General features: G+C 71.1%; 23 protein-coding genes and 1 tRNA gene. 11 read left to right on the top strand and 13 right to left on the bottom strand.

The annotated features are described in order from the left end of the window. Positions 1–55 precede the first annotated feature (55 nt). A complete protein-coding gene (tig, locus tag ACKUB9_RS00960) occupies positions 56–1,465 on the bottom strand; it encodes a trigger factor (protein ID WP_407518686.1) in 1,410 nt (469 codons plus the stop codon). Positions 1,466–1,637: 172 nt separating this feature from the next. Further along, positions 1,638–1,723: transfer RNA gene (locus ACKUB9_RS00955), tRNA-Leu, on the bottom strand. A 165-nt stretch (positions 1,724–1,888) separates the two neighbouring features. On the opposite strand from ACKUB9_RS00955, the gene ACKUB9_RS00950 reads away from it, so the two are divergent. Continuing rightward, positions 1,889–3,292 (top strand): multicopper oxidase family protein, encoded by a 1,404-nt coding sequence (locus ACKUB9_RS00950; RefSeq protein WP_407518685.1) that lies wholly within the window; start codon positions 1,889–1,891, stop codon positions 3,290–3,292. Positions 3,293–3,335: 43 nt separating this feature from the next. On the opposite strand, the gene ACKUB9_RS00945 is transcribed toward ACKUB9_RS00950, so the two are convergent. Continuing rightward, positions 3,336–4,838, bottom strand: a complete 1,503-nt coding sequence (locus ACKUB9_RS00945; protein ID WP_407518684.1) for an NAD(P)H-hydrate dehydratase — start codon at positions 4,836–4,838, stop codon at positions 3,336–3,338. 198 nt (positions 4,839–5,036) lie between these two features. Between ACKUB9_RS00945 and ACKUB9_RS00940 the strand changes: the two genes are divergently transcribed. After that, the gene (locus tag ACKUB9_RS00940) at positions 5,037–5,375 is read left to right on the top strand and encodes a P-II family nitrogen regulator (RefSeq protein ID WP_015933704.1); all 339 of its coding nucleotides are present in this window, start codon (positions 5,037–5,039) and stop codon (positions 5,373–5,375) included. 107 nt (positions 5,376–5,482) lie between these two features. Further along, positions 5,483–6,895: a type I glutamate--ammonia ligase gene (gene glnA, locus ACKUB9_RS00935; protein WP_407518683.1), complete on the top strand. Its 1,413-nt coding sequence runs from the start codon at positions 5,483–5,485 to the stop codon at positions 6,893–6,895. A gap of 126 nt (positions 6,896–7,021) precedes the next feature. On the opposite strand, the gene ACKUB9_RS00930 is transcribed toward glnA, so the two are convergent. Together ACKUB9_RS00930 and ACKUB9_RS00925 are read right to left on the bottom strand one after the other, a co-directional pair. Beyond that, positions 7,022–7,345, bottom strand: a complete 324-nt coding sequence (locus tag ACKUB9_RS00930) for a type II toxin-antitoxin system RelE/ParE family toxin (RefSeq protein WP_407518682.1) — start codon at positions 7,343–7,345, stop codon at positions 7,022–7,024. Next, positions 7,332–7,622, bottom strand: a complete 291-nt coding sequence (locus ACKUB9_RS00925; protein ID WP_407519084.1) for a ribbon-helix-helix domain-containing protein — start codon at positions 7,620–7,622, stop codon at positions 7,332–7,334. The genes ACKUB9_RS00930 and ACKUB9_RS00925 overlap by 14 nt, the downstream gene beginning before the upstream one ends. 213 nt (positions 7,623–7,835) lie before the next feature. Between ACKUB9_RS00925 and rnr the strand changes: the two genes are divergently transcribed. The 4 genes from rnr (at position 7,836) to ACKUB9_RS00905 (ending at position 12,296) form a co-directional block, all read left to right on the top strand. Further along, entirely contained in the window at positions 7,836–10,121 is a 2,286-nt protein-coding gene (gene rnr, locus ACKUB9_RS00920; protein WP_407518681.1) for a ribonuclease R, read from the top strand. 68 nt (positions 10,122–10,189) lie between these two features. Further along, positions 10,190–10,588 carry a DUF983 domain-containing protein gene (locus tag ACKUB9_RS00915; protein ID WP_407519083.1) on the top strand — a complete coding sequence of 133 codons (399 nt, stop codon included), beginning with the start codon at positions 10,190–10,192 and terminating at the stop codon, positions 10,586–10,588. Between the two features lie 15 nt (positions 10,589–10,603). Next, positions 10,604–11,368, top strand: coding sequence for an NUDIX hydrolase (locus tag ACKUB9_RS00910; RefSeq protein WP_407518680.1), 765 nt, complete (start codon positions 10,604–10,606; stop codon positions 11,366–11,368). A gap of 274 nt (positions 11,369–11,642) precedes the next feature. Beyond that, the gene (locus tag ACKUB9_RS00905) at positions 11,643–12,296 is read left to right on the top strand and encodes a pyridoxamine 5'-phosphate oxidase family protein (RefSeq protein WP_407518679.1); all 654 of its coding nucleotides are present in this window, start codon (positions 11,643–11,645) and stop codon (positions 12,294–12,296) included. A gap of 87 nt (positions 12,297–12,383) precedes the next feature. Here ACKUB9_RS00905 and ACKUB9_RS00900 read toward each other — a convergent pair whose 3' ends face one another. The 4 genes from ACKUB9_RS00900 to ACKUB9_RS00885 all read right to left on the bottom strand — a co-directional run bounded on the left by ACKUB9_RS00900 (position 12,384) and on the right by ACKUB9_RS00885 (position 16,664). Continuing rightward, the gene (locus ACKUB9_RS00900; RefSeq protein WP_407518678.1) at positions 12,384–13,301 is read right to left on the bottom strand and encodes an AraC family transcriptional regulator; all 918 of its coding nucleotides are present in this window, start codon (positions 13,299–13,301) and stop codon (positions 12,384–12,386) included. 206 nt (positions 13,302–13,507) lie between these two features. After that, positions 13,508–14,404 (bottom strand): amino acid ABC transporter substrate-binding protein, encoded by an 897-nt coding sequence (locus ACKUB9_RS00895; protein WP_407518677.1) that lies wholly within the window; start codon positions 14,402–14,404, stop codon positions 13,508–13,510. A 75-nt stretch (positions 14,405–14,479) separates the two neighbouring features. Beyond that, complete coding sequence (locus ACKUB9_RS00890) at positions 14,480–15,664, bottom strand: aminotransferase class V-fold PLP-dependent enzyme (RefSeq protein WP_407518676.1); 1,185 nt, start codon at positions 15,662–15,664, stop codon at positions 14,480–14,482. Positions 15,665–15,878: 214 nt separating this feature from the next. Then, the gene (locus ACKUB9_RS00885) at positions 15,879–16,664 is read right to left on the bottom strand and encodes an IclR family transcriptional regulator (protein WP_407518675.1); all 786 of its coding nucleotides are present in this window, start codon (positions 16,662–16,664) and stop codon (positions 15,879–15,881) included. 323 nt (positions 16,665–16,987) lie between these two features. On the opposite strand from ACKUB9_RS00885, the gene ACKUB9_RS00880 reads away from it, so the two are divergent. Beyond that, positions 16,988–18,154, top strand: coding sequence for an MFS transporter (locus ACKUB9_RS00880; protein WP_407518674.1), 1,167 nt, complete (start codon positions 16,988–16,990; stop codon positions 18,152–18,154). Between the two features lie 142 nt (positions 18,155–18,296). Then, positions 18,297–18,464 carry a 50S ribosomal protein L33 gene (rpmG, locus tag ACKUB9_RS00875; RefSeq protein WP_127731156.1) on the top strand — a complete coding sequence of 56 codons (168 nt, stop codon included), beginning with the start codon at positions 18,297–18,299 and terminating at the stop codon, positions 18,462–18,464. Between the two features lie 104 nt (positions 18,465–18,568). Here rpmG and ACKUB9_RS00870 read toward each other — a convergent pair whose 3' ends face one another. From ACKUB9_RS00870 to ACKUB9_RS00860, 3 genes are all read right to left on the bottom strand, one after another. Further along, a complete protein-coding gene (locus ACKUB9_RS00870) occupies positions 18,569–19,033 on the bottom strand; it encodes a hypothetical protein (protein ID WP_407518673.1) in 465 nt (154 codons plus the stop codon). Positions 19,034–19,278: 245 nt separating this feature from the next. Further along, a complete protein-coding gene (locus ACKUB9_RS00865) occupies positions 19,279–20,652 on the bottom strand; it encodes a PleD family two-component system response regulator (protein WP_407518672.1) in 1,374 nt (457 codons plus the stop codon). A 13-nt stretch (positions 20,653–20,665) separates the two neighbouring features. Next, entirely contained in the window at positions 20,666–21,046 is a 381-nt protein-coding gene (locus tag ACKUB9_RS00860) for a response regulator (protein ID WP_238233426.1), read from the bottom strand. Between the two features lie 85 nt (positions 21,047–21,131). Between ACKUB9_RS00860 and ACKUB9_RS00855 the strand changes: the two genes are divergently transcribed. Both ACKUB9_RS00855 and ACKUB9_RS00850 read left to right on the top strand, forming a co-directional pair. Next, positions 21,132–21,467, top strand: coding sequence for a DUF3572 domain-containing protein (locus ACKUB9_RS00855; protein ID WP_407518671.1), 336 nt, complete (start codon positions 21,132–21,134; stop codon positions 21,465–21,467). Then, positions 21,464–22,738, top strand: coding sequence for a DNA polymerase IV (locus ACKUB9_RS00850; protein ID WP_407518670.1), 1,275 nt, complete (start codon positions 21,464–21,466; stop codon positions 22,736–22,738). The genes ACKUB9_RS00855 and ACKUB9_RS00850 overlap by 4 nt, the downstream gene beginning before the upstream one ends. Positions 22,739–22,745: 7 nt before the next feature. Here ACKUB9_RS00850 and ACKUB9_RS00845 read toward each other — a convergent pair whose 3' ends face one another. Further along, entirely contained in the window at positions 22,746–23,603 is an 858-nt protein-coding gene (locus tag ACKUB9_RS00845) for a cell envelope integrity EipB family protein (RefSeq protein ID WP_407518669.1), read from the bottom strand. Between the last annotated feature and the right edge of the window lie 18 nt (positions 23,604–23,621).

Raw genomic sequence — 23,621 nt, 5'->3', positions numbered from 1 at the left:
TCGGGAGCGCCTCGGCCCGCCCGGTCCGCCGCCCGTGCGCGGGCCGCGGGCCGGATCAGGCCGCGCCGGTCTCGTTCTTCGCGGTCTCCTCGGACGAGGGCTCTGCGGCCGGGGCCGCACCCTCCTCGTCGTCGGCGAACAGCGCCTCCTTCGAGACGGGCTCCTCGACGAGTTTGACCTGCCCGAGGACGTGGTCAACCACCTTCTCCTCGAACAGCGGCGCCCGCAGCTCGGCCATCGCCTGGGGGTTCTTGCGGTAGAAGTCGTAGACCTCCCGCTCCTGCCCCGGGAACTGGCGCAGCCGGGCGATGAGCGCCTGATTCACCTCATCGTCCGAGACCTTGATATCGGCGCTCTCGCCGGCCTGCGCAAGGACGAGTCCGAGGCGCACCCGGCGCTCGGCGATACGGCGGTACTCCGCCTGCGCCTGCTCCTCGGTGGTGCCCTCGTCCGCGAAGGTCTTGCCGCGGCTCTTGAGGTCGTTCTCGACCTGGGCCCAGACGGCGGCGAATTCCTGGTGCACGAGGCTCGGGGGCAGCTCGAAGGCGTAGCGCGAATCGAGCGCGTCGAGCAGCGCCTTCTTCACCCGGCGGCGGGACTGCGCTTCGAGCTCCTGCGAGAGGGACGTGCGCACCGCCTCCTTGAGGGCGTCGAGGCTGTCGAGCCCGAACGCCTTGGCGAGCTCGTCGTCGATCTTCGTCTCGGCCGGGGCCTGCACGGCCTTCACGGTCACGTCGAAGGCGGCTTCCTTGCCGGCGAGGTTCGCGGCCGGATAGGCCTCCGGGAAGGTCACCGTGACGGTGCGGGCCTCGCCGGCCTTGGCGCCGACGAGCTGGTCCTCGAAGCCCGGGATGAAGGTGTTGGAGCCGAGGTCGAGGTTGGCGTCCTCGGCGCTGCCGCCCTCGAACGCCTCGCCGTCGATGCGGCCGACGAAGTCGATCACCACACGGTCGCCGCTCTGCGCGGCCTCGCCCTCGGGCCGGTCGTCGAACGAGCGGTTCTGCTCGGCCATGCGGGTGATGGCGGCCTCCACCTCCTCGTCCGAGGCGGTGGCGACGGGCTTGGTCAGGCTGACGTCCGACAGGTCGACGAGGTCGAAGGTCGGCATCACCTCGAGGGCGACCTTGAAGGCGAGGTCGGCCTTGGCGTCGAGCGCCTTCTCGATCTCGTCCTTGTCCTCCGGCATCTCGATCCGGGGCTCGAGGGCGAGCTTGAGCTTATTGTCCTCGACGATCTTCTGGTTGGCCTCGGTGACGGCGTTCTGCACCACGTCGGCCATGATCGAGCGGCCGTAGACCCGGCGCAGGTGCGCCACCGGCACCTTGCCGGGGCGGAAGCCCTTCAGCTGGACCTTGTCCTTGATCCCGGCGAGTTCGTTCGTGAGCCGGTCTTCGAGTTCGGCCGCCGCGAGCACCACCTGGAATTCGCGCTTGAGCCCCTCGGACTTGGTCTCGGTCACCTGCATCGTCGTCGTTCCGCCCTTGAATCCTGCGGACCGCCTGCGGACCCGGACGGCGAGAGGAGCCGTCACGGCGGGAACCGTCAGTCAGGCGGGCCGGCCCTGATGTGAGAAGCCATTCCGTCGTGTCGCCCCGCGGCGCGGGACGAGTCCTGCGGCGCGGGCGTGTCCGGGGAACTGGTGCGGGCGGAGGGGCTCGAACCCCCACGACTCATCGTCACTGGAACCTAAATCCAGCGCGTCTACCAATTCCGCCACGCCCGCCACGCGCGCGCCCGGGTTCGCCGCGGCGCTCGGGCGGCGCTCTATAGCATGGTCCCGGGCCGGCGCAGCAAGAATTTTGGGGCTGCTGCCGGGCGCTCGCGCGGGGGCGGACGGATCGCTATCAAGGCGGGCGACCCACACGTTGCCGACCCCCAGCGAGGTGCCATGCCGCCGTCGACCCCGCCCACCCGCCGCGCGCTCCTCGCGGGGGCCGCCCTCGCCCTGGTGCCGGCCGTCCGGCCGCCCGGCGCCCGGGCGCAGACGCCGCCCCCGACCGAGCCGCGGGCGCTGACGGCGGCGCCCGCGACCGCGCGGCTGCGGCCGGACCCGGCGCCCGAGACCCCGGTCTGGTCCTTCGACGGCCGGAGCGTGCCGCCGGTGCTGCGCACCAAGTTCGGCGAGCCGGTGCGGCTGCGCCTCGACAACCGGACGGACAAGCCGCTCTCGCTGCACTGGCACGGCGTGCGCAACCGCAACGCCATGGACGGGGTCGGGGGCGTGACCCAGGCGCCGGTGCAGCCCGGCGCGAGCTTCCTGTACGAGTTCACGCCCCCGGATGCCGGCACCTTCCTGATCCGCCCCCTCGTGGTCGGCGGATCGAGCGAGCCGGGCGGCCGGGGCCTCGCGGGGATGCTGGTGGTCGAGGAGGCCAAGCCCCCGGTGGTCGACCGCGACGTGCCGCTGCTGCTGCAGGACTGGCGCCTGGAGCCGGACGGGAGCCTCGCGCCCTTCGGGCAGGTCGCCTTCGCGGCGAGCGCCGGCCGGCTCGGCAACGCGCTCACGGTGAACGGCCGGCCGGTGCCCGAGACCATCGAGGCGGCGCCCGGCACGCGGCTGCGGCTGCGGCTCGCCAACGGCTGCAACGCCCGCGCGACCCGCATCCGCTTCGACGGGCTGAAGGTCTGGGTCGTGGCGGTGGACGGCCAGCCCACCGACACCTTCGAGCCGCTGCGCGCCACCCTGCCGTTCCCGCCTGGCACCCGCTACGACGTGCTCCTCGACGTGCCGGCGGAGGGCAAGGGCGCGGTGACGGCCCTGATCGCGCAGGGCATCCCGCTCGCCGTGGTGGCGGCCAAGGGCGAATCCGTGCCGGCGCGCCCGCCGGTGGCGCCGATCGGCGAGAACCGGCTGCTGCCGCCCGAGATCAAGCTGCAGAACGCCGTGCGGCGCGACCTCGCCATCGCGGGCGGGGCGAGCCTCGACAAGGCCAAGCCCGACGCGCCGCCGAGCTACACCGGCGATCCGACGCGGATCTGGACCGTCAACGGGGCCGCCGGCACGGCGGGAAGCGCCCCGCTGTTCTCGGTGAAGCGGGGCAGCGTGGTGGTGCTGGCGCTGGCCAACCAGACGGCCTTCCCGCAATTCCTGCACCTGCACGGGCACGTCTTCCGGCTGCTGCACCCGCTCGACGACGGCTGGGAGCCCTACTGGCTCGACACGTTCCAGCTCCTCGAAGGGCGCACCGCCCGCATCGCCTTCCAGGCCGACAATCCGGGCCGCTGGCTCATCAGCGCCACCGCCCTGGAGCGCTTCGACACCGGCCTGTGGACCTCCTTCGAGGTGACCTGACGGCCCGCCAAAGGCGGGTGCCCGGCAAAGGCGGGTGCCCGCCTCAGGCGGGCGCCTCGAACCCGGTCAGGCGGGCGAGCACCCCCGGCATCAGCTCGGGCAGGTCCTCGGCGATCAGTCCGGGGCCGTGGCGGCGCCCGGCCTCGCCGTGGAGCCACACCGCCGCGGCGGCGGCCTCGAAGGCCGGCATGCCCTGGGCGAGGAGCCCGGCGGCGAGGCCGGTCAGCACGTCGCCCGACCCGGCGGTGCCGAGCCAGGGCGCGCCGTTGTGGTTGATGACCGCCCGGCCGTCGGGCGCCGCCACCACGGTGTCGGCCCCCTTGAGGACCAGGACGGCACCCAGGAAGACGGCGGCGGCCCGCGCACGCTCCAGCTTGGACCCGTCCGGCACCGCCGCGACCCCGCCCAGCAGGCGCGCGAACTCGCCCGCATGCGGGGTGAGCACCGCCTGCGCGCCGCCCTCGCGCAGGTGGCCGGCGAGGTCGCCGGCGCGGCCCGCGAAGCTCGTGAGCGCGTCCGCGTCGAGCACGAGGGCGCGGCCGGCCTCGGCGGCCACGCGCACGATCTCCCGCGTCGCCCCGCCGGTGCCGAGCCCGGGGCCGGCCGCGATGGCGTTCAGGCGCTCGTCCGCCAGCATGTCCTCGAGGTCGTCGGCCCCGGCGCAGGGGCGCAGCATGATCGCCGTGAGGTGGGCGGCGTTCTCGGCGAGCGCGGTCGGGGGCGAGGCCACGGTGACGAGGCCCGCCCCGACCCGCAGCGCCCCGCGGGCGGCGAGCCGCGCCGCGCCCGTGCGGGTCGCCGGCCCCGACACCACGAGCGCGTGCCCGCGCGTGTACTTGTGACTCGCATCCGTGAGGCGCGGGAAGGCCGCGCGCCACAGGGACGGCCCGTTGGCGAAGGCGCGCGCGCCGAGCCCGTCCACCACCGCGTCCGGGATGCCGATCCCGGCGAGCGTGATGCGCCCGCACAGGGAGCGGCCGGGCAGGAGCAGATGGCCGGGCTTGAGGCGCGCGAAGGTCACGGTCTCGCGCGCCTGCACGGCGAGGCCGCGGGGCATGCCCGTGTCGCCGTCGAGCCCCGAGGGCACGTCGACCGCCAGCACCGGCACGCCGGCCCGGTTCAGCCGCTCGATGAGCGCGCAGGCCGCCCCCTCCAGCGGCCGCGCGAGCCCGGCCCCGAACAGCGCGTCGATCACGAGGGCGTAGCCGGCGGGGTCGGCGCCCGCCGCGTCCGCGACCGGCCCGGTCCAGGCCGCGGCGGCCTGCGCGGCGTCGCCCGCCAGCGCCTCGCGGGGGCCGAGCAGGGCGAGGTCGACCGCGCGCCCGGCCGCCGCGAGGTCGCGGGCCGCCACGAAGCCGTCGCCGCCGTTGTTGCTCGGGCCGCAGAGCACGAGGATGCGGGCGCCCTCGCCCACGAGGCTCTCCGCCCGCGCCGCCACGGCGGCACCGGCCCGCTGCATCAGCGTGAAGCCGGGGATGCCCGCCGCGATCGCGCCCGCATCCGCCTCGCGCATCTGCGCCGTGGTGAGCAGCACGGTTCCATCCATGGCATCCTCCTGCAGGGGCATTCGTCGGCGCGCCGGAGGCAGGGCCGGGTTCCGGCGAAGGATTGCTTAACAAACGGGCAGAAACGGCCCAACCCACAGGCGATTCCACCGAAATCACCCCGGAAAACCCCGTGGCGGTCGGCGAAGCGCGATGGTAGGAATGCCGCCGGAACCGTTGCAGAACCAGGCCCGCCCGGCATGAAGAAGATCGAAGCGATCATCAAGCCCTTCAAGCTCGACGAGGTGAAGGAGGCCCTTCAGGAAGTCGGCCTCCAGGGCATCACCGTGATCGAGGCGAAGGGCTTCGGCCGCCAGAAGGGGCACACGGAACTCTACCGCGGCGCCGAGTACGTGGTCGACTTCCTGCCGAAGGTGAAGCTCGAGATCGTCCTGCCCGATCACTTGGTCGAAGGCGCGGTTGACGCAATCCGCAAATCCGCGCAGACGGGCCGCATCGGCGACGGCAAGATCTTCGTGTCGTCGATCGAAGAAGCCATCCGCATTCGCACGGGCGAGACGGGCGCCGACGCGATCTGACCTCGTTCCGCTTCAGCGACTGCCAGCGAGCGACTGTCGCGGTCGCGCGGGCGGACCGCGGGTGACTGACGGCCTGCGTGCCGGTTCTAGGAAGGGATCCAGACAGAATGGCCAAGACCGCATCGGAAGTCCTCAAGGAAATCAAGGACAACGACGTCAAGTACGTCGATTTCCGCTTCACCGATCCGCGCGGCAAGTGGCAGCACGTCACCTTCGACGTCTCGCTCGTCGACGAGGACATCTTCGCCGAAGGCACGATGTTCGACGGGTCCTCGATCGCCGGCTGGAAGGCGATCAACGAGTCCGACATGCTGCTGATGCCGGATCCGGCGACCGCCTGCATGGATCCGTTCTTCTCCGCCTCGACGATGTCGATCGTCTGCGACGTGCTGGAGCCCGGCACCGGCGAGCCCTACGGCCGCGACCCGCGCGGCATCGCCAAGAAGGCCGAGGCCTTCGTCAAGGCGAGCGGCATCGGCGACACCATCTTCGTCGGCCCCGAGGCCGAGTTCTTCGTCTTCGACGACGTGCGCTTCTCGGCCGATCCCTACAACACCGGCTTCAAGCTCGACTCCGTCGAACTGCCGATCAACGGTCAGACCGAGTACGAGGGCGGCAACCTCGGCCACCGGGTCCAGATCAAGGGCGGCTACTTCCCGGTGCCGCCGCAGGATTCGGCCCAGGACATGCGCGGCGAGATGCTGGCCGCCATGCAATCCATGGGCGTCAAGGTCGAGAAGCACCACCACGAGGTGGCGTCCGCCCAGCACGAACTCGGCATGAAGTTCGACACGCTGACGCTGATGGCCGACCAGATGCAGATCTACAAGTACTGCATCCACAACGTCGCCCAGAGCTACGGCAAGACCGCGACCTTCATGCCCAAGCCCGTCTACGGCGACAACGGCTCGGGCATGCACGTCCACCAGTCGATCTGGAAGGAAGGCAAGCCGGTGTTCGCCGGCAACAAGTACGCCGACCTCTCCCAGGAATGCCTCTGGTACATCGGCGGCATCATCAAGCACGCCAAGGCGCTCAACGCCTTCACCAACCCGTCCACCAACTCCTACAAGCGGCTGGTGCCGGGCTACGAGGCGCCGGTGCTGCTGGCCTACTCGGCCCGCAACCGCTCGGCCTCCTGCCGCATCCCGTGGACGACCTCGCCGAAGGCCAAGCGCGTCGAGGTGCGCTTCCCCGACCCGATGGCCAACCCGTACCTCGCCTTCGCGGCGATGCTGATGGCGGGCCTCGACGGCATCGTGAACAAGATCGATCCCGGCCCGGCGATGGACAAGGATCTCTACGACCTGCCCCCGGCGGAGCTGAAGGAGATCCCGACCGTCTGCGGCTCGCTGCGCGAGGCCCTCAACAGCCTGGACGCGGACCGCGAGTTCCTGAAGGCTGGCGGCGTGTTCAACGACGACTTCATCGACTCGTTCATCGAGCTGAAGATGACCGAGGTGATGCGCTTCGAAATGACGCCGCACCCGATCGAGTTCGTCCACTACTACTCGCTCTGATCCCTCGGGATCGGCGAGACGGGGGGCGGATCGCTCCGCCCCCCGTCTCGGCACGCTTTCGGCTGGCGCCCCGGCGAGGATCTGCACCGCCGAGCCGGATGCTCCGGCTTCGCGTGCTGCGGCCGCTCAGTCCGGCGTCTCCTGCCCGCGGTACAAAGCCTCGAAATCCCGTCCGCCGTAGAACACGTTGGTGATCAGCACCCGGTCCCCCTCGACCCGATAGGCGATCACGGCCGTTCGCTCGAACGGAACCGTCCGCAGGCCAGGTTCGAGGTCGTCGCGTCGTCGGCCGCCGAGGGGTGCGTCGCCGATGCGTTCGCACCGGCCGATGAGCCGGTCGAGGAAGCGCTCCGCCACCTGCGGGCTCCGGCTCGCCTCGTAGACCCAGAGATAGATCTGCGAGAGGTCGTCGTCGGCTTCGGCGCGGAATGCGACCTCAAGGCGCTTCATGCCGCTGCGCCGTCACGACGTCCGCATGGAGCGCCTTGATGCGCGCGCGGGCCTCGTCGAGGCTGACGGAGGGGCGTGGGTCGTCGGCGGATCGGCGGATTCGGGCGCGGATGGCGTCCAGTCGCTCGGCGTCCTCCCGGCGCTGGCGCTGCCAGAGGCGTACGGCCTCGTGCACCACCTCGCTGGTCGAGGCGTACTCGCCGGCCTCGACGCTCTCGCGGACAGCGCGCAGTTGTTCGGGGGTCATGGTGATGCTGATCTTCTCAGCCGATCGCATGGCCGGCGCCTCATCGCTTGGGTCGCCGATGGTGGTAGCATAAAATCCGACCCGGCGCGCTGGCGACACGGGCGGACCACTCGTGGACGTCCCGGCTCAGCCGGTTGCCCGCCCGCGTCAGGCGTCCCATATCGGTGGATCGGGCCGCTCGCGCACGGCACGCGCGTTCGCCGTGCCCGTCCGCCCCCTTCCGCCCCCCGCTCTGAGTCTCCGTTGGCCAAGCGCACGCATCCCAAACCGTCCCAGCACGGCGCCCTCCCCTCCCGCGAGGCCGTGCTCGCCTTCATCGACGACGCCTCCGCCAAGGTCGGCAAGCGCGAGATCGCGCAGGCCTTCGGCCTGAAGGGCGCCGACAAGGTCGAGCTGAAGCGCATGCTGAAGGATCTCGCCGAGGAGGGCTTGGTCGAGAAGGACCGGGCGGGCCTGCGCAAGGCCGGGCGCCTGCCGCCCGTGCTGGTCGCCGACATCGACGGGCGCGACCGCGACGGCGAGCTGCTGGCGCGTCCGGCGCAGTGGGATGCCGAGGCCGGCCCGGTCCCGAAGATCCTCGTGATGATGCCGCGCGGGCGCCGCGCCGGGGGGCAGCCGGCCCCCGGCCTCGGCGACCGGGCGCTGCTGCGCGTCGAGCCCGACCGCGAGGCGCCGGGCCGCTACGTCGGCCGCGTCGTCAAGCTGCTCGGCCGCAACAAGGCCGAGGCGCTCGGCGTCTACCGCGCCCTGGAGAAGGGCGGCGGCCGCGTGCTGCCGGTCGACAAGCGCGCGCAGGGGCGCGAGATCGCGATTCCCGCGGGCCAGGAGGGCGAGGCGCGCGACGGCGACCTCGTCAGCGTCACGCTTTCCCGCGAGGGCCGCCTCGGCCTGCCGCAGGGCCGCGTGAAGGAGCGGCTGGGCTCGCTCGCCTCCGAGAAGGCCGTCAGCCTGATCGCGCTCCACGCCCACGGCATCCCGCACGTTTTTCCCCGCGAGGTGCTGGAGGAGGCCGAGCGGGCCGGACCGGCCTCCCTCGACGGGCGCGAGGATTGGCGCGAGCGGCCCCTCGTCACCATCGATCCGCCGGACGCCAAGGACCACGACGACGCCGTGATGGCGGAGCCGGACCTTGACCCGGACAATGTCGGCGGTTTCGTCGTCACGGTGGCGATCGCGGACGTCGCCGCCTACGTGCGGCCCGGCAGCGCGCTCGACCGCGAGGCGCTGGTGCGCGGCAACTCGGTCTACTTCCCGGACCGGGTGGTGCCGATGCTGCCCGAGCGCATCTCCAACGACCTCTGCTCGCTGCGCCCCGGCGAGGACCGCCCGGCCCTCGCGGTGCGGCTCGTGATCGGGCCGGACGGGCGCAAGGCGCGCCACAGCTTCCACCGCGTGATGATGCGCTCGGCCGCCAAGCTCGCCTACGGGCAGGCGCAAGGAGCCATCGACGGGCAGCCGGACGACGTCACCCGGCCGCTGCTGGCCCCGGTGCTGCGTCCGCTCTGGGCGGCCTACCGCCTGCTCGCCAAGGCGCGCGACGCCCGCGGGCCCCTCGCCCTCGACCTGCCCGAGCGCAAGGTGATCCTGGACGCGGAGGGGCGGGTCGACCGGGTGGTGGTGCCCCAGCGGCTGGAGGCCCACCGCCTGATCGAGGAGTTCATGATCCAGGCCAACGTCGCCGCCGCCGAGACGCTGGAGGCGAAGGCGCAGGCCCTGATCTACCGGGTGCACGACGAGCCGTCGCTGGAAAAGATGCGGGCGCTCGGCGAGGTGCTGGCCTCCATCGGCATCAAGCTGCCGAAGGAGGGGATCCTGCGCCCCTCCCTGTTCAACCGCATCCTCGGCCTCGTGGACGGCACCGAGCACCAGTTGTTCATCAACGAGGTGATCCTGCGCTCGCAGGCGCAGGCCGTCTACGCACCGGAGAATGCGGGGCATTTCGGCCTCGCGCTGCGCCGCTACGCCCACTTCACCTCGCCGATCCGGCGCTACGCCGACCTCGTGGTGCACCGCGCCCTGATCCGGGCGCTGCGCCTCGGCCCCGACGGGCTGCCGGACATGGCGGCGGCGGACCTCGCCGAGATCGGCCAGCAGATCTCGACGGCGGAGCGGCGCGCGATGGCGGCCGAGCGCGAGACCATCGACCGGCTGATCGCCCAGCACCTCGCCGACCGGATCGGCGCCACCTTCGCGGGCCAGATCTCGGGGGCGACCCGCGCCGGCCTGTTCGTCAAGCTCGACGAGACCGGGGCGGACGGCTTCGTGCCGGTCTCCACGCTCGGCGCGGATTATTACCGCTTCGAGCCGGACCGCCACGCCCTGGTGGGCGAGCGCAGCGGCGAGAGCTTCCGGCTCGGCGACCGGATCGAGGTCCGCCTCGTCGAGGCGGCGCCCGTGGCCGGCGCGCTGCGCTTCGAGGTGGTGTCGGAGGGCGCCCGCGCGCCCGCGCCCCGGCGCGGCCTGCGCAAGGGCCGCCCGACGCCGGAGCGGCGCGAGAGCCTGACCAAGCGGCGGGGGAAGCGGGCGTGATCGAGATCGACGGCGAGGCCGCCCGGGCGGCGGCGGCACCGGCGCCTGAGGTGCCCTGGCATACCGCCATGGCGCGCGGCTTCCGCAACCGCTGCCCGCATTGCGGCGAGGGCCGGGTGTTCGGGCGCTTCCTCAAGGTGCGCGACGCCTGCGAGGCCTGCGGCACCGAACTCCACCACCACCGCGCCGACGATCTGCCGCCCTACCTCGTGATCTTCATCGTCGGCCACGTCGTCGGCCTGGCAATCCTTGAAACCGAGATGCGCTTCGAGGTGCCGCTCGCCATGCAGCTCGCGGTCTGGCCGGCTCTCACCCTGGCGATGGCGCTGGCGCTGCTCCAGCCCGTGAAGGGAGCGGTGGTCGGGCTGCAATACGCACTTGGCATGCACGGCTTCGCCGCGATACGCCGCGGGCGGGCTGAGCCGGCCGAGAGCCCGGCCGAGGGGTCGGTCAAGGCCCGGCCATGAGCGGGGAGACGGCGGATGGCGCGCGCGACGGCCGAGACGACGCAGACCGAAGGACCTCTGGCCTCCGCCGCGCCTGAGCGGGCGCCGGCCCGCCCCCCCGCGCTGCGGCCGAAGAACGCCGCCACCCTCATCATCCTCGACCATTCCGGCAAGGTGCCGACCGTGCTGATGGGCCGGCGCCATCACGGCCACAAGTTCATGCCGGGCAAGTACGTCTTCCCGGGCGGGCGGATCGAGCTCGAAGACCGGCACATGCCGGTGGTGGGCACCCTCAACGACCGGGCCGAGGCCGCGCTCGCCGCGCGGGTGACGCGCCCGCCCCACCATCTCGGCCGGGCGCTCGCCCTCGCGGCCATCCGCGAGACCTACGAAGAGACCGGCCTGATGATCGGCACCCGCGACTACGGCCCGCCCGAGACGGCGCCGGACGGTCCCTGGGGGGCCTTCCGCGAGGCCGGCATCATCCCCGACCTCGAAGCGGTGCAGTTCGTGGCGCGCGCCATCACCCCGCCCGCGCGGCCCAAGCGCTTCGACACCCGCTTCTTCGCGGTGAAGCGCAGCGCCGTCGCGGGCGAGACGCCCGGCTTCGTCGGCCCCGAGGCCGAACTCACCGAACTCGCCTGGGTCAGCTTCGCCGAGGCCCGCAAGCTCGACCTGCCGCGCATCACCCACATCGTCCTCGACGAACTGGAGGCGCGCCTCGCCGCGGGCTTCAGCCCGTTCCTGCCGGTGCCGTTCTTCCGCGAGGTGCGGGGCCGGCACACGCGGGAGGAGCTTTGAGGCTCGGCTTCGATCCGCCGGAGCGGGTCGCCGGCCGGGCGGCAGTGCGGATCGTGGAATGTCCCGGTCTCGATCCGGCGCCCGATGCGCGCCTGCGAGCGTCACGATAGAAGCGGCATCCACCACCGGACCCGCCGCGCCGCTTCCGTCGTGCGGCCAGGCGTGCGCGCGGTTTCGCAGGATCGGAATTGCCTATCGCAGGTCCGGATGCAGACAGACCCCCATGCACGCGACAGCCTGTCCCCGACCAGAAAACGTCCGGGAGTGGCGCTCGATGGGCTCATTGTACTACGAACAGCACCGCCGCCTGCAGGAGGAGTTCGACACCGTCAAGCTCGCCGAACTGCTTGATACCAAGTGGGTTCACGACGAGATCGGCCCCGACGAGCGGACCTTCATCGAATCGCGCGACTTCTTCTTCCTCTCCACCGTCGATCCGGACGGCATGCCGACCGTCTCCTACAAGGGCGGCCCGGTCGGGCTGGTGCGCGTGATGGACGGCAACACCCTGGTTTTTCCGGGGTTCGACGGCAACGGCATGTTCTACTCGGTCGGCAACATCGTGGGACAGCCCAAGGTCGGCCTGCTGTTCATCGACTTCGAGACGCCCCACCGGGTGCGCGTGCAGGGCACGGCGACCATGCTGCGCGACGATCCGATCATGGCGAGCTGGACCGAGGCGCAGTACGCCGTGCGGATCGACGTCACGAAGGCATGGGTGAACTGCCCGCGCTACGTCCACAAGTTCCAGCGCGTCGATCAATCCAAGTACGTGCCGAAGCCCGGCCAGAAGACGCCGCTGGCGCTCTGGAAGCGCCTCGACATGGTGCAGGATGTGCTCCACGACGAGGACCGCGCCCGCGCCGAGCAGGAAGGCCTGCTCGACCTTCCCGCCTATGAGGCCAGGGTGTCAAAGGGCGACAACTAAGCAGAATTGCCCGGGGCAAGTCTGCTTAGTCTTTTGATATTGCATCATTTCCGCCGCCGAACCGGTGACCACTTCGGCGAATGATGCTTAGCGCCTGCTCGATGGAGCCGGCGCCAGGTTGAGCTGCCGGTACTCCGCCGGAGTCCGGCCGGTGGCCTGCTTGAACGCGCGGGCGAAGTTCGACGCGTTCGAGAACCCTGCTGCGGTCGCGACCGCAGCGAGATCGTGGGCGCGGCTGCCGAGGAGCTGCCGCGCCAGCTCAAGCCGTTTCGCACTGACATAGGCGTGGGGTGCCATGCCGAACGTCTGCTTGAAGCTGCGGGCGAAGTGAGCGGGGCTCATACAGGCCACGGCCGCCAGCTCGGCGACCGTGAAGGATTGCGCAACATGCGCCTCGATGAACGCCAGCACCCGCTGTTCTCGCCGCTCATCCAGCGGTTTCTCCCGGCAGGGCGGCGGCTTGGCCCTCAGGCCGGTCTCGGCGCAGTGCGTGATGAGGTAGGCCGATAGCGCCTGGCCGAGCCCTTCGACCAGCAGCGTCCCCGCCGCCGTCTGATGGTCGAGCTCGCGCGCGATCTGAATGGCGACCTGCTCGATGAACGGGTCGTGTGCGATGACATCGTAGCGCAGCGCCACCCTGGCGGGGTCGATCCCGAAATCCTGCTCGACCGTCGTGGCGAAGGGGTGGGCGGGCAGGAAAATGTGCAGGCAGTCGCGGAGCGGCTGCTTGAAGTCGATGTACTCCTCGCGGATGCCCGCCGGGCACAGCCACGCCGTGCCGCGCCGTCCGTGGGTGCGCTGCTTCAGGCCTGCCCCCTCGCGATCGACGAGGGTGGCCTCGCTCAACAACACGGCAAGCTCGGTGTCGCGCGGCAGCACGGACGGCAGCTCGCCGCGTGCATGGCTCCAGCGCTCGGCCAGCACGTTCGTCCAGCCCCGGCCGCGCGAGGTGCCGAGGCAGTGGCCGGTGACGTACTTCTCGTTGGCGTGACCCTCGATGGCCATGGGTGCGGTCCGACGCGAATCTGACCGAGCGTAACCCGCGCCACCCTCCGCTGGCTACCGTGCCGGCTTGCTGGGCGGCCCGGCAGAAACCGCCTCGCCTGTCCGATCGAAAACGACGCGTTTCGTGGTCGATGCGCCCGGCCCGGGCAGGGACGGCCGTTCAGGGGGCACGGGCGACCGCCCCCGTGCCGAACGCGGCCTCGGGTTCAGAAATCGACCGAGTCGCTCGGATGGGCAACGCGCTCCTTGAGGGCTTCGGACATCGGGAAGTTCAGGTTCTCGTTGCGGGGCGGGATCGGGCTCTCGAACCACTTGGCGTAGAGTTGGGTGAACGCTCCCGAGGCCATCATGTCCTTCAGGACACCGTCCGCCAGCGTCTTGAGCTCCGCGTCGTCCCTGGGCAGCATCAGGGCGTAGGGCACCAGGGTGTAGGTTTCGGGCAGGAACGCGAAGGCAGCGGGATCGGGCGTGCGCGCCTTCAGGCTGGCGAGCAGGATGTCGTCCTCCATGAACGCCGCGGCACGCCCGCTCTGCAGCGTCAGCATGGATTCGCCGTGATCCTTGGCCTGGATGACGTTGAAGGTGCCGCCCTTGGCCTTGATGCCGAACGCGAAGCCGACCGCGTTCGAGCCTTGCGTGGCGACGACGCTCTTGCCGTCGAGACCCTTGACGTCGTGGATGCCGGACGAGGCCTTGGTCAGCCACCGTGCCGATGACACGAAGATCGCGACCGTGAAGGCGACCTGCTTGAGCCGGGCGACGCTGCTGGAGGTGGCGCCGCATTCCATGTCGATGGTCCCGTTCTGGATGAGCGGGATGCGATTGGTGGAATCGACCGGCTGGAGCTTGACCGCGAGGGTATCGAGCTTGAGGTCGCTCTTGATCTTGGCCACGACCTGCGCGCACAGATCGAGGGAGAAGCCGACCGGTTTCTGGTCCGCGCCGAGATACGAGAACGGGATCGAGGCCTCGCGGTAGCCGAGCGTCACGCTGCCGTTGCGCTTGATCTTGGCCAGCGTCGGGCTCTCGGCGGAGACGGCGGTCGTGGCGAGACCGAGGACGAGCGCGCAGGACGCTCGCGCGAGACCGCGACCTGGGACCATGGCTTTTCTCCTCTCGAGGGATGCGGATTCGTCCGGGCGCCGTGCCGGGACGGGGTGGAGGCGTCCTTCGGCGGGTTACCCGAGCTGCGACAGGACGGCGGTGCGGGCCTGCGGCGTCGCCGGCGTATTCCTGGCGCGGATGGCCTCGACCAGCCGATCGATGTCGGCCGTGGTGTTGAACATGCCGAGGGACACCCGGATGCCGTCCCGCTCGGGCGAGACCCGGATGCCGGTGCGGGCGAAGTAATCGAGCCAGTCCGCCGCCGGCAGCGCGATGACGTAGATGTGCGGCGCGCGGTGCTGCCGCTCGCGCGGGCCGACCACGCCCACGCCGAGCCCGTCGAGCCGTTCGATCAGATCGTCGCCGAGGTCGAAGCAGTGCTTCCGGATGTTTTCGATCCCGACCTGGCCGATGAGATCGAGCGCAGCGGCGAGCCCCTGGATGGCCGGCAGGTTGAAGTTGCCGAGTTCGAACCGCCCGGCGGTCGCCGGCAGGGCCATGTTGTCGGCGCGCGCGATGAAATCGGCCGGCGGGCTGGCGAGGCTCGCGGCCGCCAGATAGGCCGGCTCCAGCTCAATCCGTCTCGCGTCCCAGTAGAGCAGGCCGAGCCCCTGCGGCACCAACAGGCCCTTGTGCGTGCCCGAGCCGATGAAGGTGGCCTTCATCGCCTTGGCATCGATCGGCACGACGCCGATGCTCTGCATCACGTCCACGACGAAGTAGAGGCCGTGCTGCGCGCAGAGTTCGCCGACGCTCTCCACGTCGAACCGGTGTCCGGCGTGGAAGGTGACGTGCGACATGGAAATCGCCCGCGTCCGGTCGTCGATATGCGGCCGAAAGCTCTCCCCGTTCACCACCTCGGTCATCGGGATGAAGATGATCTCCACGCCCTTCCTCTGCAGGTTGAGGAAGGCATAGGCGTTGTTGGGATGATCCCCCTCGATCATCAAAACCTTGTCGCCGGCCCGCAGCGGGAGCGCGTTGGCGGCGATGTTCATGCTCTCCGAGGTGTTCTTCGTGAAGGCGATCTCGTGCGGCTCGGCGCCCAGGAGGGCCGCCACCTTGGCGCGGGTTTCCTCCAGACGATTGAGCCAGACCTGCTTCGGGCCGGCCGTCTCGAAGCTCTCCTGCAGGAAACGCTCGTAGGCCTCCTTCACCGGGCGGGAGAGAGGGGTCTGGAAGCCGCTGTCGAGGTAGACCACGTGCTCGGCGGCCGGGAACGCCCGACGGACAGCGGCAACATCGTAGTGCTGGCTCATGCTCACCTCTGGCAGAGCGGACATGGCGAAGCATTCGCGCCGGGCCGAGCCGGCGGCCGTCTTCGCTCAGTCTCACGATCTTTGCGACCCGAAACCGCGCATCCTGCTGAGGATTTGGTCGTTTCGGTTGGGCGCCTTGAAAATACACAACGTGCACGGCGCGTCGAGATAGCGCCTCGAAAAACGAGAGCAATAATTCCGAAAATCGAGAATTCTAGAGATCCTCGTTGTCCTGCAGGATCGTCTCGGAGAGCAGGGCCGCCGCCTCCTGCAGGGGACCGATGAAGGTATCGAGCCTTGCGAAGCCGACGCGCGCCACCGGCACCGACACGCCCAGGCAGGCGATGAGGTCGCCTGCCGGTGAGACGATCGGCACGGCGCAGCCCACGACACCCCGAACGAACTCCTCGTTGGTCTTGGCCCAGCCTCTGCGCCGCACGTCTTCGAGACCGGCCAGCAGCTCGTCGGGGTCGACGATCGTCGTCGGCGTGTAACGAACAAGCGCTAATGACCGAACCAACCGATTTCTTATTTTGGCCGGCAGCCGGCTCATGTAGATCTTGCCTGTCGACGTGCAGTGCAGTGGCGCGGAGTCACTCGGATTGAACTGCAGGCCCTGCTGTTCCTTCGACCGCACGCTGTCGACGTAGACCACGGCATGGTCGCGCACGACGCCGATCTCGCATTGCTCGCCGATCCGATCGGCCACGGCGCTCAGGACGGCCTGCCGGCGTACGGTGCGGAACGCGGCCCCGATCGTCTTGGCCGAGAGCGTGACGAGCCTGCTGCCGACGACGTAGCGCTTCGTGCCGAGCGCCTTCTGGATCAGGCCCCGACGTTCGAGATTGCCGATGAGGCGATGGGCCGTCGGCAGCGGCAGCGCGAGCGCGGCGGCGATCTCCGCAGACGACAGAGCCTTCTTCTGCTCGGCGATGACCATCAGGATCGCGAGGGCCCGGTCCAGCGGCCCAGCCGGTGATCCGTCCTGTTCGTCGGCCACGATACCTCCCTTGGCGCGCGGGCGGCTGCGCTGCGTTCGACCGTCGCTCGCCTGCGAAGACCTCCGCTGACCCAACCACGACGATCAGGCTCCAATCCAACCCGAAATGCACGACCTCTGACGGGACGAGGACGCCTCGGTCGATCGCGCGCTCGGGTCGATCGCGCTCTTGGGTCGATCGGCCTCTTGGCGCGTGCAGACGTCGCGACCGCCTTGCACCGCGCCATCCTGCCGAACGCAGGGCGGCCACCCGTGAGGCGCCCTGGCCCCGCGGCCGGTTCCGCGCCATATCGGGCCGCCCGCCCCGGGCCGCCAGGACCAGCATGGACGCCACCACGCACGCCTTCGACAGATCCGGCATCGCCGCCATCGCGGCAGCGATCGCCTGCGTGGCGGTGGTGGGCATCGGCCTGAGCCTGTCGATCCCGCTCCTCTCGCTCGAGATGGAGCGGATGGGCCTGTCGAACACGATGATCGGCGTGAACACCGCCGTCGCGGGGGTCTCCAGCATCCTGGTGGTGCCCTTCGTGCCGCGGGTCGCCGCCCGGCTCGGCGTGCTGCCGCTGCTCCTCGGGGCGATCGCGGTCGGGGCGATGTCGCTGCTGGGCTTCAAGGCCCTGTTCGACGTGGCGTGGTGGTTCCCGCTGCGCTTCGCGTTCTCGGCCGCGCTCGGGGTGCTGTTCGTGCTGTCCGAGTTCTGGATCAACCAGGCGGCCCCGCCGGCCCGGCGCGGGCTCGTCATGGGCGTCTACGCCACCGTGCTGGCGCTCGGCTTCGCGATCGGGCCGGGCCTGCTCGGGCTGCTCGGCACCCGGGGCTGGACGCCCTACGTCGCCGGGGCGGTTCTGTTCGGCGCCGGCGCCCTGCCGCTCCTCCTGGCGCGCGGCCTCTCGCCGGAGATCCCGCGCAAGGGAGGCCGGGGCTTCCTCAGCTACCTGCGGGTCGCGCCCTCGGCGACGCTGGCCGCCCTGGTCTACGGGGCGGTGGAGACCGGGGGCTTCGCCATCCTGCCGATCTACGGCCTGCGGCTTGGCCTGACGGCGGAGCAGGCGGCGGGGCTGGTCAGCCTCGCGGCGCTCGGCAACGTGCTGTTTCAGATCCCGGTCGGCCTCCTCTCCGACCACGTCGACCGCCGCCGCCTGCTGCTGGCGGCCAGCGCCGTCGGGGGCCTCGGCGCGCTGATGCTGCCGCTGGGCGCCGGGCAGCCGCTGCTGCTCGGCGCCATCCTGTTCGTGTGGGGCGGCATCGCCGGCACGCTCTACACGGTCGGCCTCGCGCATCTCGGCGCGCGCTTCACGGGCGCGGCGCTGGCGGGCGCGAACGCCGCCTTCCTGGTGCTCTACAATGTCGGCCTCGTGCTCGGCCCCCCGATCGTCGGCGGCGGCATGGACCTCGCCTCGCCGCACGGCTTCGCGTGGTCGCTCGCGCTCCTGTTCGGCGCCTACCTCGTGGTGGTCGGCCTGCGCGTGGTCCGGGCGAGCCCGGCTTGACGCCAGCCCGGCTTGACGCCGAGTCCGGCTTGACGCTCTTGGGCGGATCGGGCATTCAGGCGCCGCGTTTCGGCCGGGCTATCCCGGCCCTTTTGCGTTTGGGTCGTCCGGACGCATCCCTGTCCCCAACTGAGGTCGCGTCATGGCCAAGGCCGTCACCGTCAAGATCAAGCTCGTCTCGACCGCCGACACGGGCTATTTCTACGTCACCAAGAAGAACTCGCGCACGCAGACCGATAAGCTGTCGTTCAAGAAGTACGACCCCGTCGCGCGCAAGCACGTCGAGTTCAAGGAATCCAAGATCAAGTAAGCCCGACGCGGGCGCGAGCCCCGCGCCGCGATCACGACCGCGAAGGCCGCCCGGGGGACCGGGCGGCCTTCGCCGTTTCGGGGCGGCCTTCGCCGTTTCGGGCCTCACCCGAACAGGTAGAAGAGGCTGGGCAGGCCCGCGAGGCCGGCCGCGCAGCCGTAGGCGAGCCACAGGCCCGGGCGCCGGGTGGCGAGGCGGCGCAGGCGCCGCGCGGTCGCGAAGCCCGTGACGCTGCGCCCGTTCACGCATGAGCACAGCAGATGGTGGGCCTCGCCGGTCCCGAGTTCGAAGAAGCTGCGCGCATCCCCGAACGTGTCGCCGGACAGCCCGCTCGCGCGCAGGACCGGGTCGGCATACGCGTAGGCGATGGGCGAGTTGTCGGCGCGGATCGCGGCACGCATCCGGCGCGGCACGAACTCGATCTCCTCGAGGGTCGTGAACAGGCGCGCCGGCTCGCGTTCGAGGATCTCGGCCCACCGCTCGAGCCGGGCCCGGCGGCCTTCGAGCAGGACCGGACCCGGCTCGACGTCGGCGATGTCGCGAAGGTGACGAAGCGGCTGATGTTCCATGGTGGACATCCTGTCGATGCGAGGTTCAACACTCGCACGCTGCGGTCGACCCAGGATGCTACGGACTTCACGCCAATGCATGCGCGAAGATCAGGCGGAACGACTTCGGCTATACTGTCAAGGTTGATCCGGCGGCACTGAAAAGATGCGGCTGGAATCAAGGGCCTGGAGCGTCGCGGCGACGTCGCGGCATCACCCGGCCCGGAACGCTGCGACAGTGCGCCGCGCCCTCAGGGGCCTCCGCCTCAGGCGGCGGCCGCCACCACGCGGTTCCGGCCCTCGTTCTTGGCCCGGTAGAGGGCGGTGTCGGCGCGCTTCAGAAGGCTCGCGGGCCCGCCATCGTCGGGCAGCCGCACCGCCACGCCGATCGAGACCGTCACGTCGATGCTGCGCGTGCCGCCATGGATCGGGAACGGCATCGCCTCGATGCGCTCGCGGATGCGCTCGGCCACCTGCTGCGCCCCGTCGAGCCCGGTATCGGGGACCACCACCACGATCTCCTCGCCCCCGAACCGCGCCACGACGTCGATGCCGCGGGTGTGCGCGCGGATGCGCTCGGCGAACTGGCGCAGCACCTCGTCGCCCGCGTCGTGGCCGAAGCGGTCGTTGATCGTCTTGAAGCGGTCGATGTCGAGGAGGAGGACCGAGACCGGGCGCCCGCGCAGGGCGGATTCCGCGAAGAGGCCGGCGAGATGCGCGTCGAGGTAGCGCCGGTTGTGCAGTCCGGTCAGCCCGTCCACCACCGCGAGCTCCATCGAGGCCTGGACGGATTCGCGCAGGGAATCGGCGAAGCGCTTGCGGCGCACCTGGGTGCGGACCCGGGCCACGAGCTCGTTCCGGTCGACCGGACGCACGAGGTAGTCGTGCACGCCGAGGTCGAGGCCGCGCATGATCCGGTCGCGGTCGCCCGCATCCGCCACCATCACCACCGGGATGCCGCGGGTGCGGTCGAGCGAGCGCAGCTGGCTGCACAGGCGCAGGCCGTCGAAGCCGTCGAGGTCGAGGCTCACCACGGCCACGTCGACCTGGCCCTCGGTCGCCCGCACGAGCGCCGCCTGGGGGTCGGCCTCCACCTCGACGCAGTGGAACTGGCCGAGCGCCCCCGCCATCCGCTCCGCCGAGGAGGGCCGGTCGTCGACGATGAGGAGGCGGGCGTTCTGCCCGGTCTCGGCGGCGGCCGCCGCCAGCGGGTCGCCGAAGCCGAAATCGCGCGAGGCCATGGCGCGGCTGCGCAGCTCGTCGGTCATCGCCTTGAGGCGCACGAGGCTGCGCACGCGCGCGAACAGCGCGGTGTCGTCGATCGGCTTGGTGAGGAAGTCGTCGGCGCCCGCGTCGAGCCCCCGCAGGCGATCGCTCGGCTGGTCGAGGGCCGTCACCATCACCACCGGCAGATGGGCGGTGGTGGGCGTCGTCTTGATCCGGCGGCAGACCTCGAACCCGTCCATGCCCGGCATCATCACGTCGAGCAGGACGATGTCGCACAGGCCCTTCTCGCAGATCGCGAGGGCATCCGGCCCGTTCATGGCCGAGACGACGTCGAAATATTCGAGGCTGAGCTTGGTTTCGAGCAGCTTGAGGTTCGGAAAAAGGTCGTCGACGATGAGAACCCGTGCCGACATGGACGGCCCTTTCTCAAGCCTGGCGCTCGTCGCCCAGGAAGGTGCGCACCGTGGCGAGGAACTTCGCCACCGAGATCGGCTTCGACAGGTACGCCTCGCAGCCGCCCTCGCGGATGCGCTCCTCGTCTCCTTTCATCGCGAAAGCCGTGATCGCGATGACCGGAATGCTCTTGAGTTCGTCGTCCTCTTTGAGCCACTTGGTGACCTCGAGCCCGGACACCTCGGGGAGCTGGATGTCCATCAGGATCAGGTCGGGGCGGTGGCGGCGGGCGAGTTCGATCGCCTCGATCCCGTTGGCGGTCTTCAGGGTCGCGTAGCCGTGAGCCTCCAACAGGTCGTTGAAGAGCTTCATGTTGAGTTCGTTGTCCTCGACGATGAGCACCGTCTTCTTCATGGCTCACTGTCTCCGGCGCCGGCGGGCCGCGTCCCCCACCCGGACGGCGCCTGTCCCTTCCGTCCCTGTTAAGCGGCACATGTTGATGAAACGCAAATCCGACCGATACGCCAGTGGGAAAGCCGCACAGGGCGAACTACACACCGGTTCCGGCGCCGAAACGCTCGCCGCCGCGGTGTTCGATTTCGTCGCCGCCGACCCCGGCCGGCTGATGCGCTTCATGGAGACGTCCGGCCTGTCGCCCGAGGGCCTGCGCGCCGCCGCGGCCGGCCCGGACCTGCTCGTCGGCATCCTCGATCACGTGGTGGCGGACGAGGACCTGCTCCTCGCCTGCGCGCGGTCGCTCGCCGTGCCGCCCGAGCGCATCGTGACCGCGTGGCGCCGGCTCGGCCCGCCAGACCCGGATTCCTTCGGAGCATGAGCGGGGCCGCGCTCTGCCGCGATTGCGGCCGGACGGGGAGCGCCGGGCCGCGCTGCCGGGACTGCGGCTCGCCGCGGCTCCTCGACCACCCCGAGCGCGACGCCCTTGCCATCGCGCATGTCGATTGCGACGCCTTCTACGCGGCGATCGAGAAGCGGGACGATCCCGCCCTGCGCGACCGTCCGCTGATCGTCGGCGGCGGCCGGCGCGGGGTGGTGGCGACCGCCTGCTACATCGCCCGCACCTACGGGGTGCACTCGGCCATGCCGATGTTCCGGGCGCTCGAAGCCTGTCCGGACGCGGTGGTGGTGCGGCCCGACATGGACAAGTACGCCCGGGTCGGCCGCGAGGTGCGCGCGATGATGCGGGCGCTGACGCCCCTCGTCGAGCCGGTCTCGATCGACGAGGCCTTCCTCGACCTCGCGGGCACCGCGCGCCTGCACGGGGCGAGCCCGGCCGCGACGCTGGCGCGCTTCGCCCGCCGCGTGGAGGACGATCTCGGCATCACGGTCTCGATCGGGCTGGCGCCCAACAAGTTCCTGGCCAAGATCGCCTCGGACCTCGAGAAGCCGCGCGGCTTCTCGGTGATCGGCCGCGAGGAGGCGCAGGGCTTCCTCGGCCCCCGCCCGGTCGGGATCCTGCCCGGCATCGGGCAGGCCGCCGCCGCCAAGCTGAAGGACCTTGGCGTCGTGCGGGTGGGCGACCTGCTGCGGGTCGACCCGGGCCGGCTCCACGCGGCGCTCGGGCGCGACGCCGGGCGGCTGCTCGGCCTCGCGCGCGGCGAGGACCGGCGCCGGGTGGAGCCGGTGCGCGAGGCCAAGAGCGTGTCGGGCGAGACCACCTTCGCGCAGGACCTGCGCGACCTCGCCAGCCTGCGGCCGATACTGTGGCGGCTGTGCGAGAAGGTCGCGCGGCGCCTCAAGCGGAGCGAGCTCGCGGCCGCCAGCGTGACCCTGAAGCTCAAGGATGCGGGCTTCCGCCTGCGCACCCGCACCCGCTCGGGCCTGCCCCCGACCCAGCTCGCCGAGCGCCTCTTCCGCCCCGCGGAGGCGATGCTGGCCCAGGCCTGCGACGGCACCGCCTACCGGCTGATCGGGGTCGCGGCGGGCGATCTCTGCCCGGCCGTCCACGCCGATCGGGGGGACCTGGCGGATTCCGCGGTGCTGCGGGAGGCGAGCCGGGCCGCCGCGGTGGACGCCCTGCGCGAGCGCTTCGGCGAGGCGGCGGTCCAGCGCGGCCTCTCCTTCGCGCCGGGCGGGAAGCGGGATTGAGCCCCCCTCAGGGCCGGCAATCCTTGCTCTCGGGCGAGAGGTCGATGCGCGAGAGGTCGCCCCGCAGCGAGAAATCCCCGTAATCGAGGCGCAGCGCCCCGCTGATCCCGTTCTCGTAGAGGTCGAAGGACAGGACGTAGATCGGCGTGCGCTCGCCCTCCCCGCTGGAGAAGTAGCTCAGGGTCACGGGCCAGCGCGGCATCGAGGCCATCACGCCCTCCTGCAGCGGCGCCTCGGCGGCGACCGGGGCGCCCGGCTGCGCGGCGGCCGGCCCGGTGCGCCCCTGACCGATCACCGCGAGCGTGTCGTAGATCTTGCGGCCGTCGTCGGAGCCGTCGAAGACCTTCACGGCCACGGTCTTCTCGCCCGCCCGCGCGGCCTCGATCAGCCGGCGCATGTGGGCGGCCGGAAACAGCACCTCGCCCGGCACCGTCACCTGCCCGCGCTTGGGCTGCTTGAGGCTGACCGAGAGGCCCTTCTCGTCGCGCTCGGCGTCGCCGTCCACGGGCGCCTGGACGGCACCGTTGAGGTCGGACTGGGTGCGGAAATGGAAGGCGCGTCCGTCGCCGCTCTCGAAGGTGTTGTTGCGCAGGTCCGAGGTGCGGGTGCCGCTCTCGGAACTCTCCAGCACCGTCACCTGCCGGTACTGCAGCGCCCAGCCCTTGCAGGCATCCCCCGAGAAATCGAACACGATGCGCCCCCGCGCGCTCTCGACCGCCCGGGCGCCGCCGCTGCGCGCCAGCGACAGGTCGTAGACGGCACGATGGGGGGCGAGCCGGACGCCCCCGGCCGGCTCGGCGGCGAGCCCGGTGGGCACGAGAAGCGGCAGAAGAAGCGCGACCTGGGCCGCGAGGACGATCCGCATGGAGTTTCCCGTGTGGGG

Source organism: Methylobacterium oryzisoli (assembly GCF_046557895.1).
Lineage (GTDB): Bacteria > Pseudomonadota > Alphaproteobacteria > Rhizobiales > Beijerinckiaceae > Methylobacterium > Methylobacterium oryzisoli.
Note: the sequence above shows the minus strand (reverse complement) of the source record. Positions and strands in the feature narration are given on the sequence as shown.

What these genes read in the sequence shown, in the direction of transcription:
- tig (WP_407518686.1), bottom strand. Translation starts at nt 1,465, where the DNA reads ATGCAGGTGACCGAGACCAAGTCCGAGGGGCTCAAGCGCGAATTCCAG.
- ACKUB9_RS00950 (WP_407518685.1), top strand. Translation starts at nt 1,889, where the DNA reads ATGCCGCCGTCGACCCCGCCCACCCGCCGCGCGCTCCTCGCGGGGGCC.
- ACKUB9_RS00945 (WP_407518684.1), bottom strand. Translation starts at nt 4,838, where the DNA reads ATGGATGGAACCGTGCTGCTCACCACGGCGCAGATGCGCGAGGCGGAT.
- ACKUB9_RS00940 (WP_015933704.1), top strand. Translation starts at nt 5,037, where the DNA reads ATGAAGAAGATCGAAGCGATCATCAAGCCCTTCAAGCTCGACGAGGTG.
- glnA (WP_407518683.1), top strand. Translation starts at nt 5,483, where the DNA reads ATGGCCAAGACCGCATCGGAAGTCCTCAAGGAAATCAAGGACAACGAC.
- ACKUB9_RS00930 (WP_407518682.1), bottom strand. Translation starts at nt 7,345, where the DNA reads ATGAAGCGCCTTGAGGTCGCATTCCGCGCCGAAGCCGACGACGACCTC.
- ACKUB9_RS00925 (WP_407519084.1), bottom strand. Translation starts at nt 7,622, where the DNA reads ATGCGATCGGCTGAGAAGATCAGCATCACCATGACCCCCGAACAACTG.
- ACKUB9_RS00915 (WP_407519083.1), top strand. Translation starts at nt 10,190, where the DNA reads ATGGCGCGCGGCTTCCGCAACCGCTGCCCGCATTGCGGCGAGGGCCGG.
- ACKUB9_RS00910 (WP_407518680.1), top strand. Translation starts at nt 10,604, where the DNA reads ATGGCGCGCGCGACGGCCGAGACGACGCAGACCGAAGGACCTCTGGCC.
- ACKUB9_RS00905 (WP_407518679.1), top strand. Translation starts at nt 11,643, where the DNA reads ATGGGCTCATTGTACTACGAACAGCACCGCCGCCTGCAGGAGGAGTTC.
- ACKUB9_RS00900 (WP_407518678.1), bottom strand. Translation starts at nt 13,301, where the DNA reads ATGGCCATCGAGGGTCACGCCAACGAGAAGTACGTCACCGGCCACTGC.
- ACKUB9_RS00895 (WP_407518677.1), bottom strand. Translation starts at nt 14,404, where the DNA reads ATGGTCCCAGGTCGCGGTCTCGCGCGAGCGTCCTGCGCGCTCGTCCTC.
- ACKUB9_RS00890 (WP_407518676.1), bottom strand. Translation starts at nt 15,664, where the DNA reads ATGAGCCAGCACTACGATGTTGCCGCTGTCCGTCGGGCGTTCCCGGCC.
- ACKUB9_RS00880 (WP_407518674.1), top strand. Translation starts at nt 16,988, where the DNA reads ATGGACGCCACCACGCACGCCTTCGACAGATCCGGCATCGCCGCCATC.
- rpmG (WP_127731156.1), top strand. Translation starts at nt 18,297, where the DNA reads ATGGCCAAGGCCGTCACCGTCAAGATCAAGCTCGTCTCGACCGCCGAC.
- ACKUB9_RS00870 (WP_407518673.1), bottom strand. Translation starts at nt 19,033, where the DNA reads ATGGAACATCAGCCGCTTCGTCACCTTCGCGACATCGCCGACGTCGAG.
- ACKUB9_RS00865 (WP_407518672.1), bottom strand. Translation starts at nt 20,652, where the DNA reads ATGTCGGCACGGGTTCTCATCGTCGACGACCTTTTTCCGAACCTCAAG.
- ACKUB9_RS00860 (WP_238233426.1), bottom strand. Translation starts at nt 21,046, where the DNA reads ATGAAGAAGACGGTGCTCATCGTCGAGGACAACGAACTCAACATGAAG.
- ACKUB9_RS00855 (WP_407518671.1), top strand. Translation starts at nt 21,132, where the DNA reads ATGAAACGCAAATCCGACCGATACGCCAGTGGGAAAGCCGCACAGGGC.
- ACKUB9_RS00850 (WP_407518670.1), top strand. Translation starts at nt 21,464, where the DNA reads ATGAGCGGGGCCGCGCTCTGCCGCGATTGCGGCCGGACGGGGAGCGCC.
- ACKUB9_RS00845 (WP_407518669.1), bottom strand. Translation starts at nt 23,603, where the DNA reads ATGCGGATCGTCCTCGCGGCCCAGGTCGCGCTTCTTCTGCCGCTTCTC.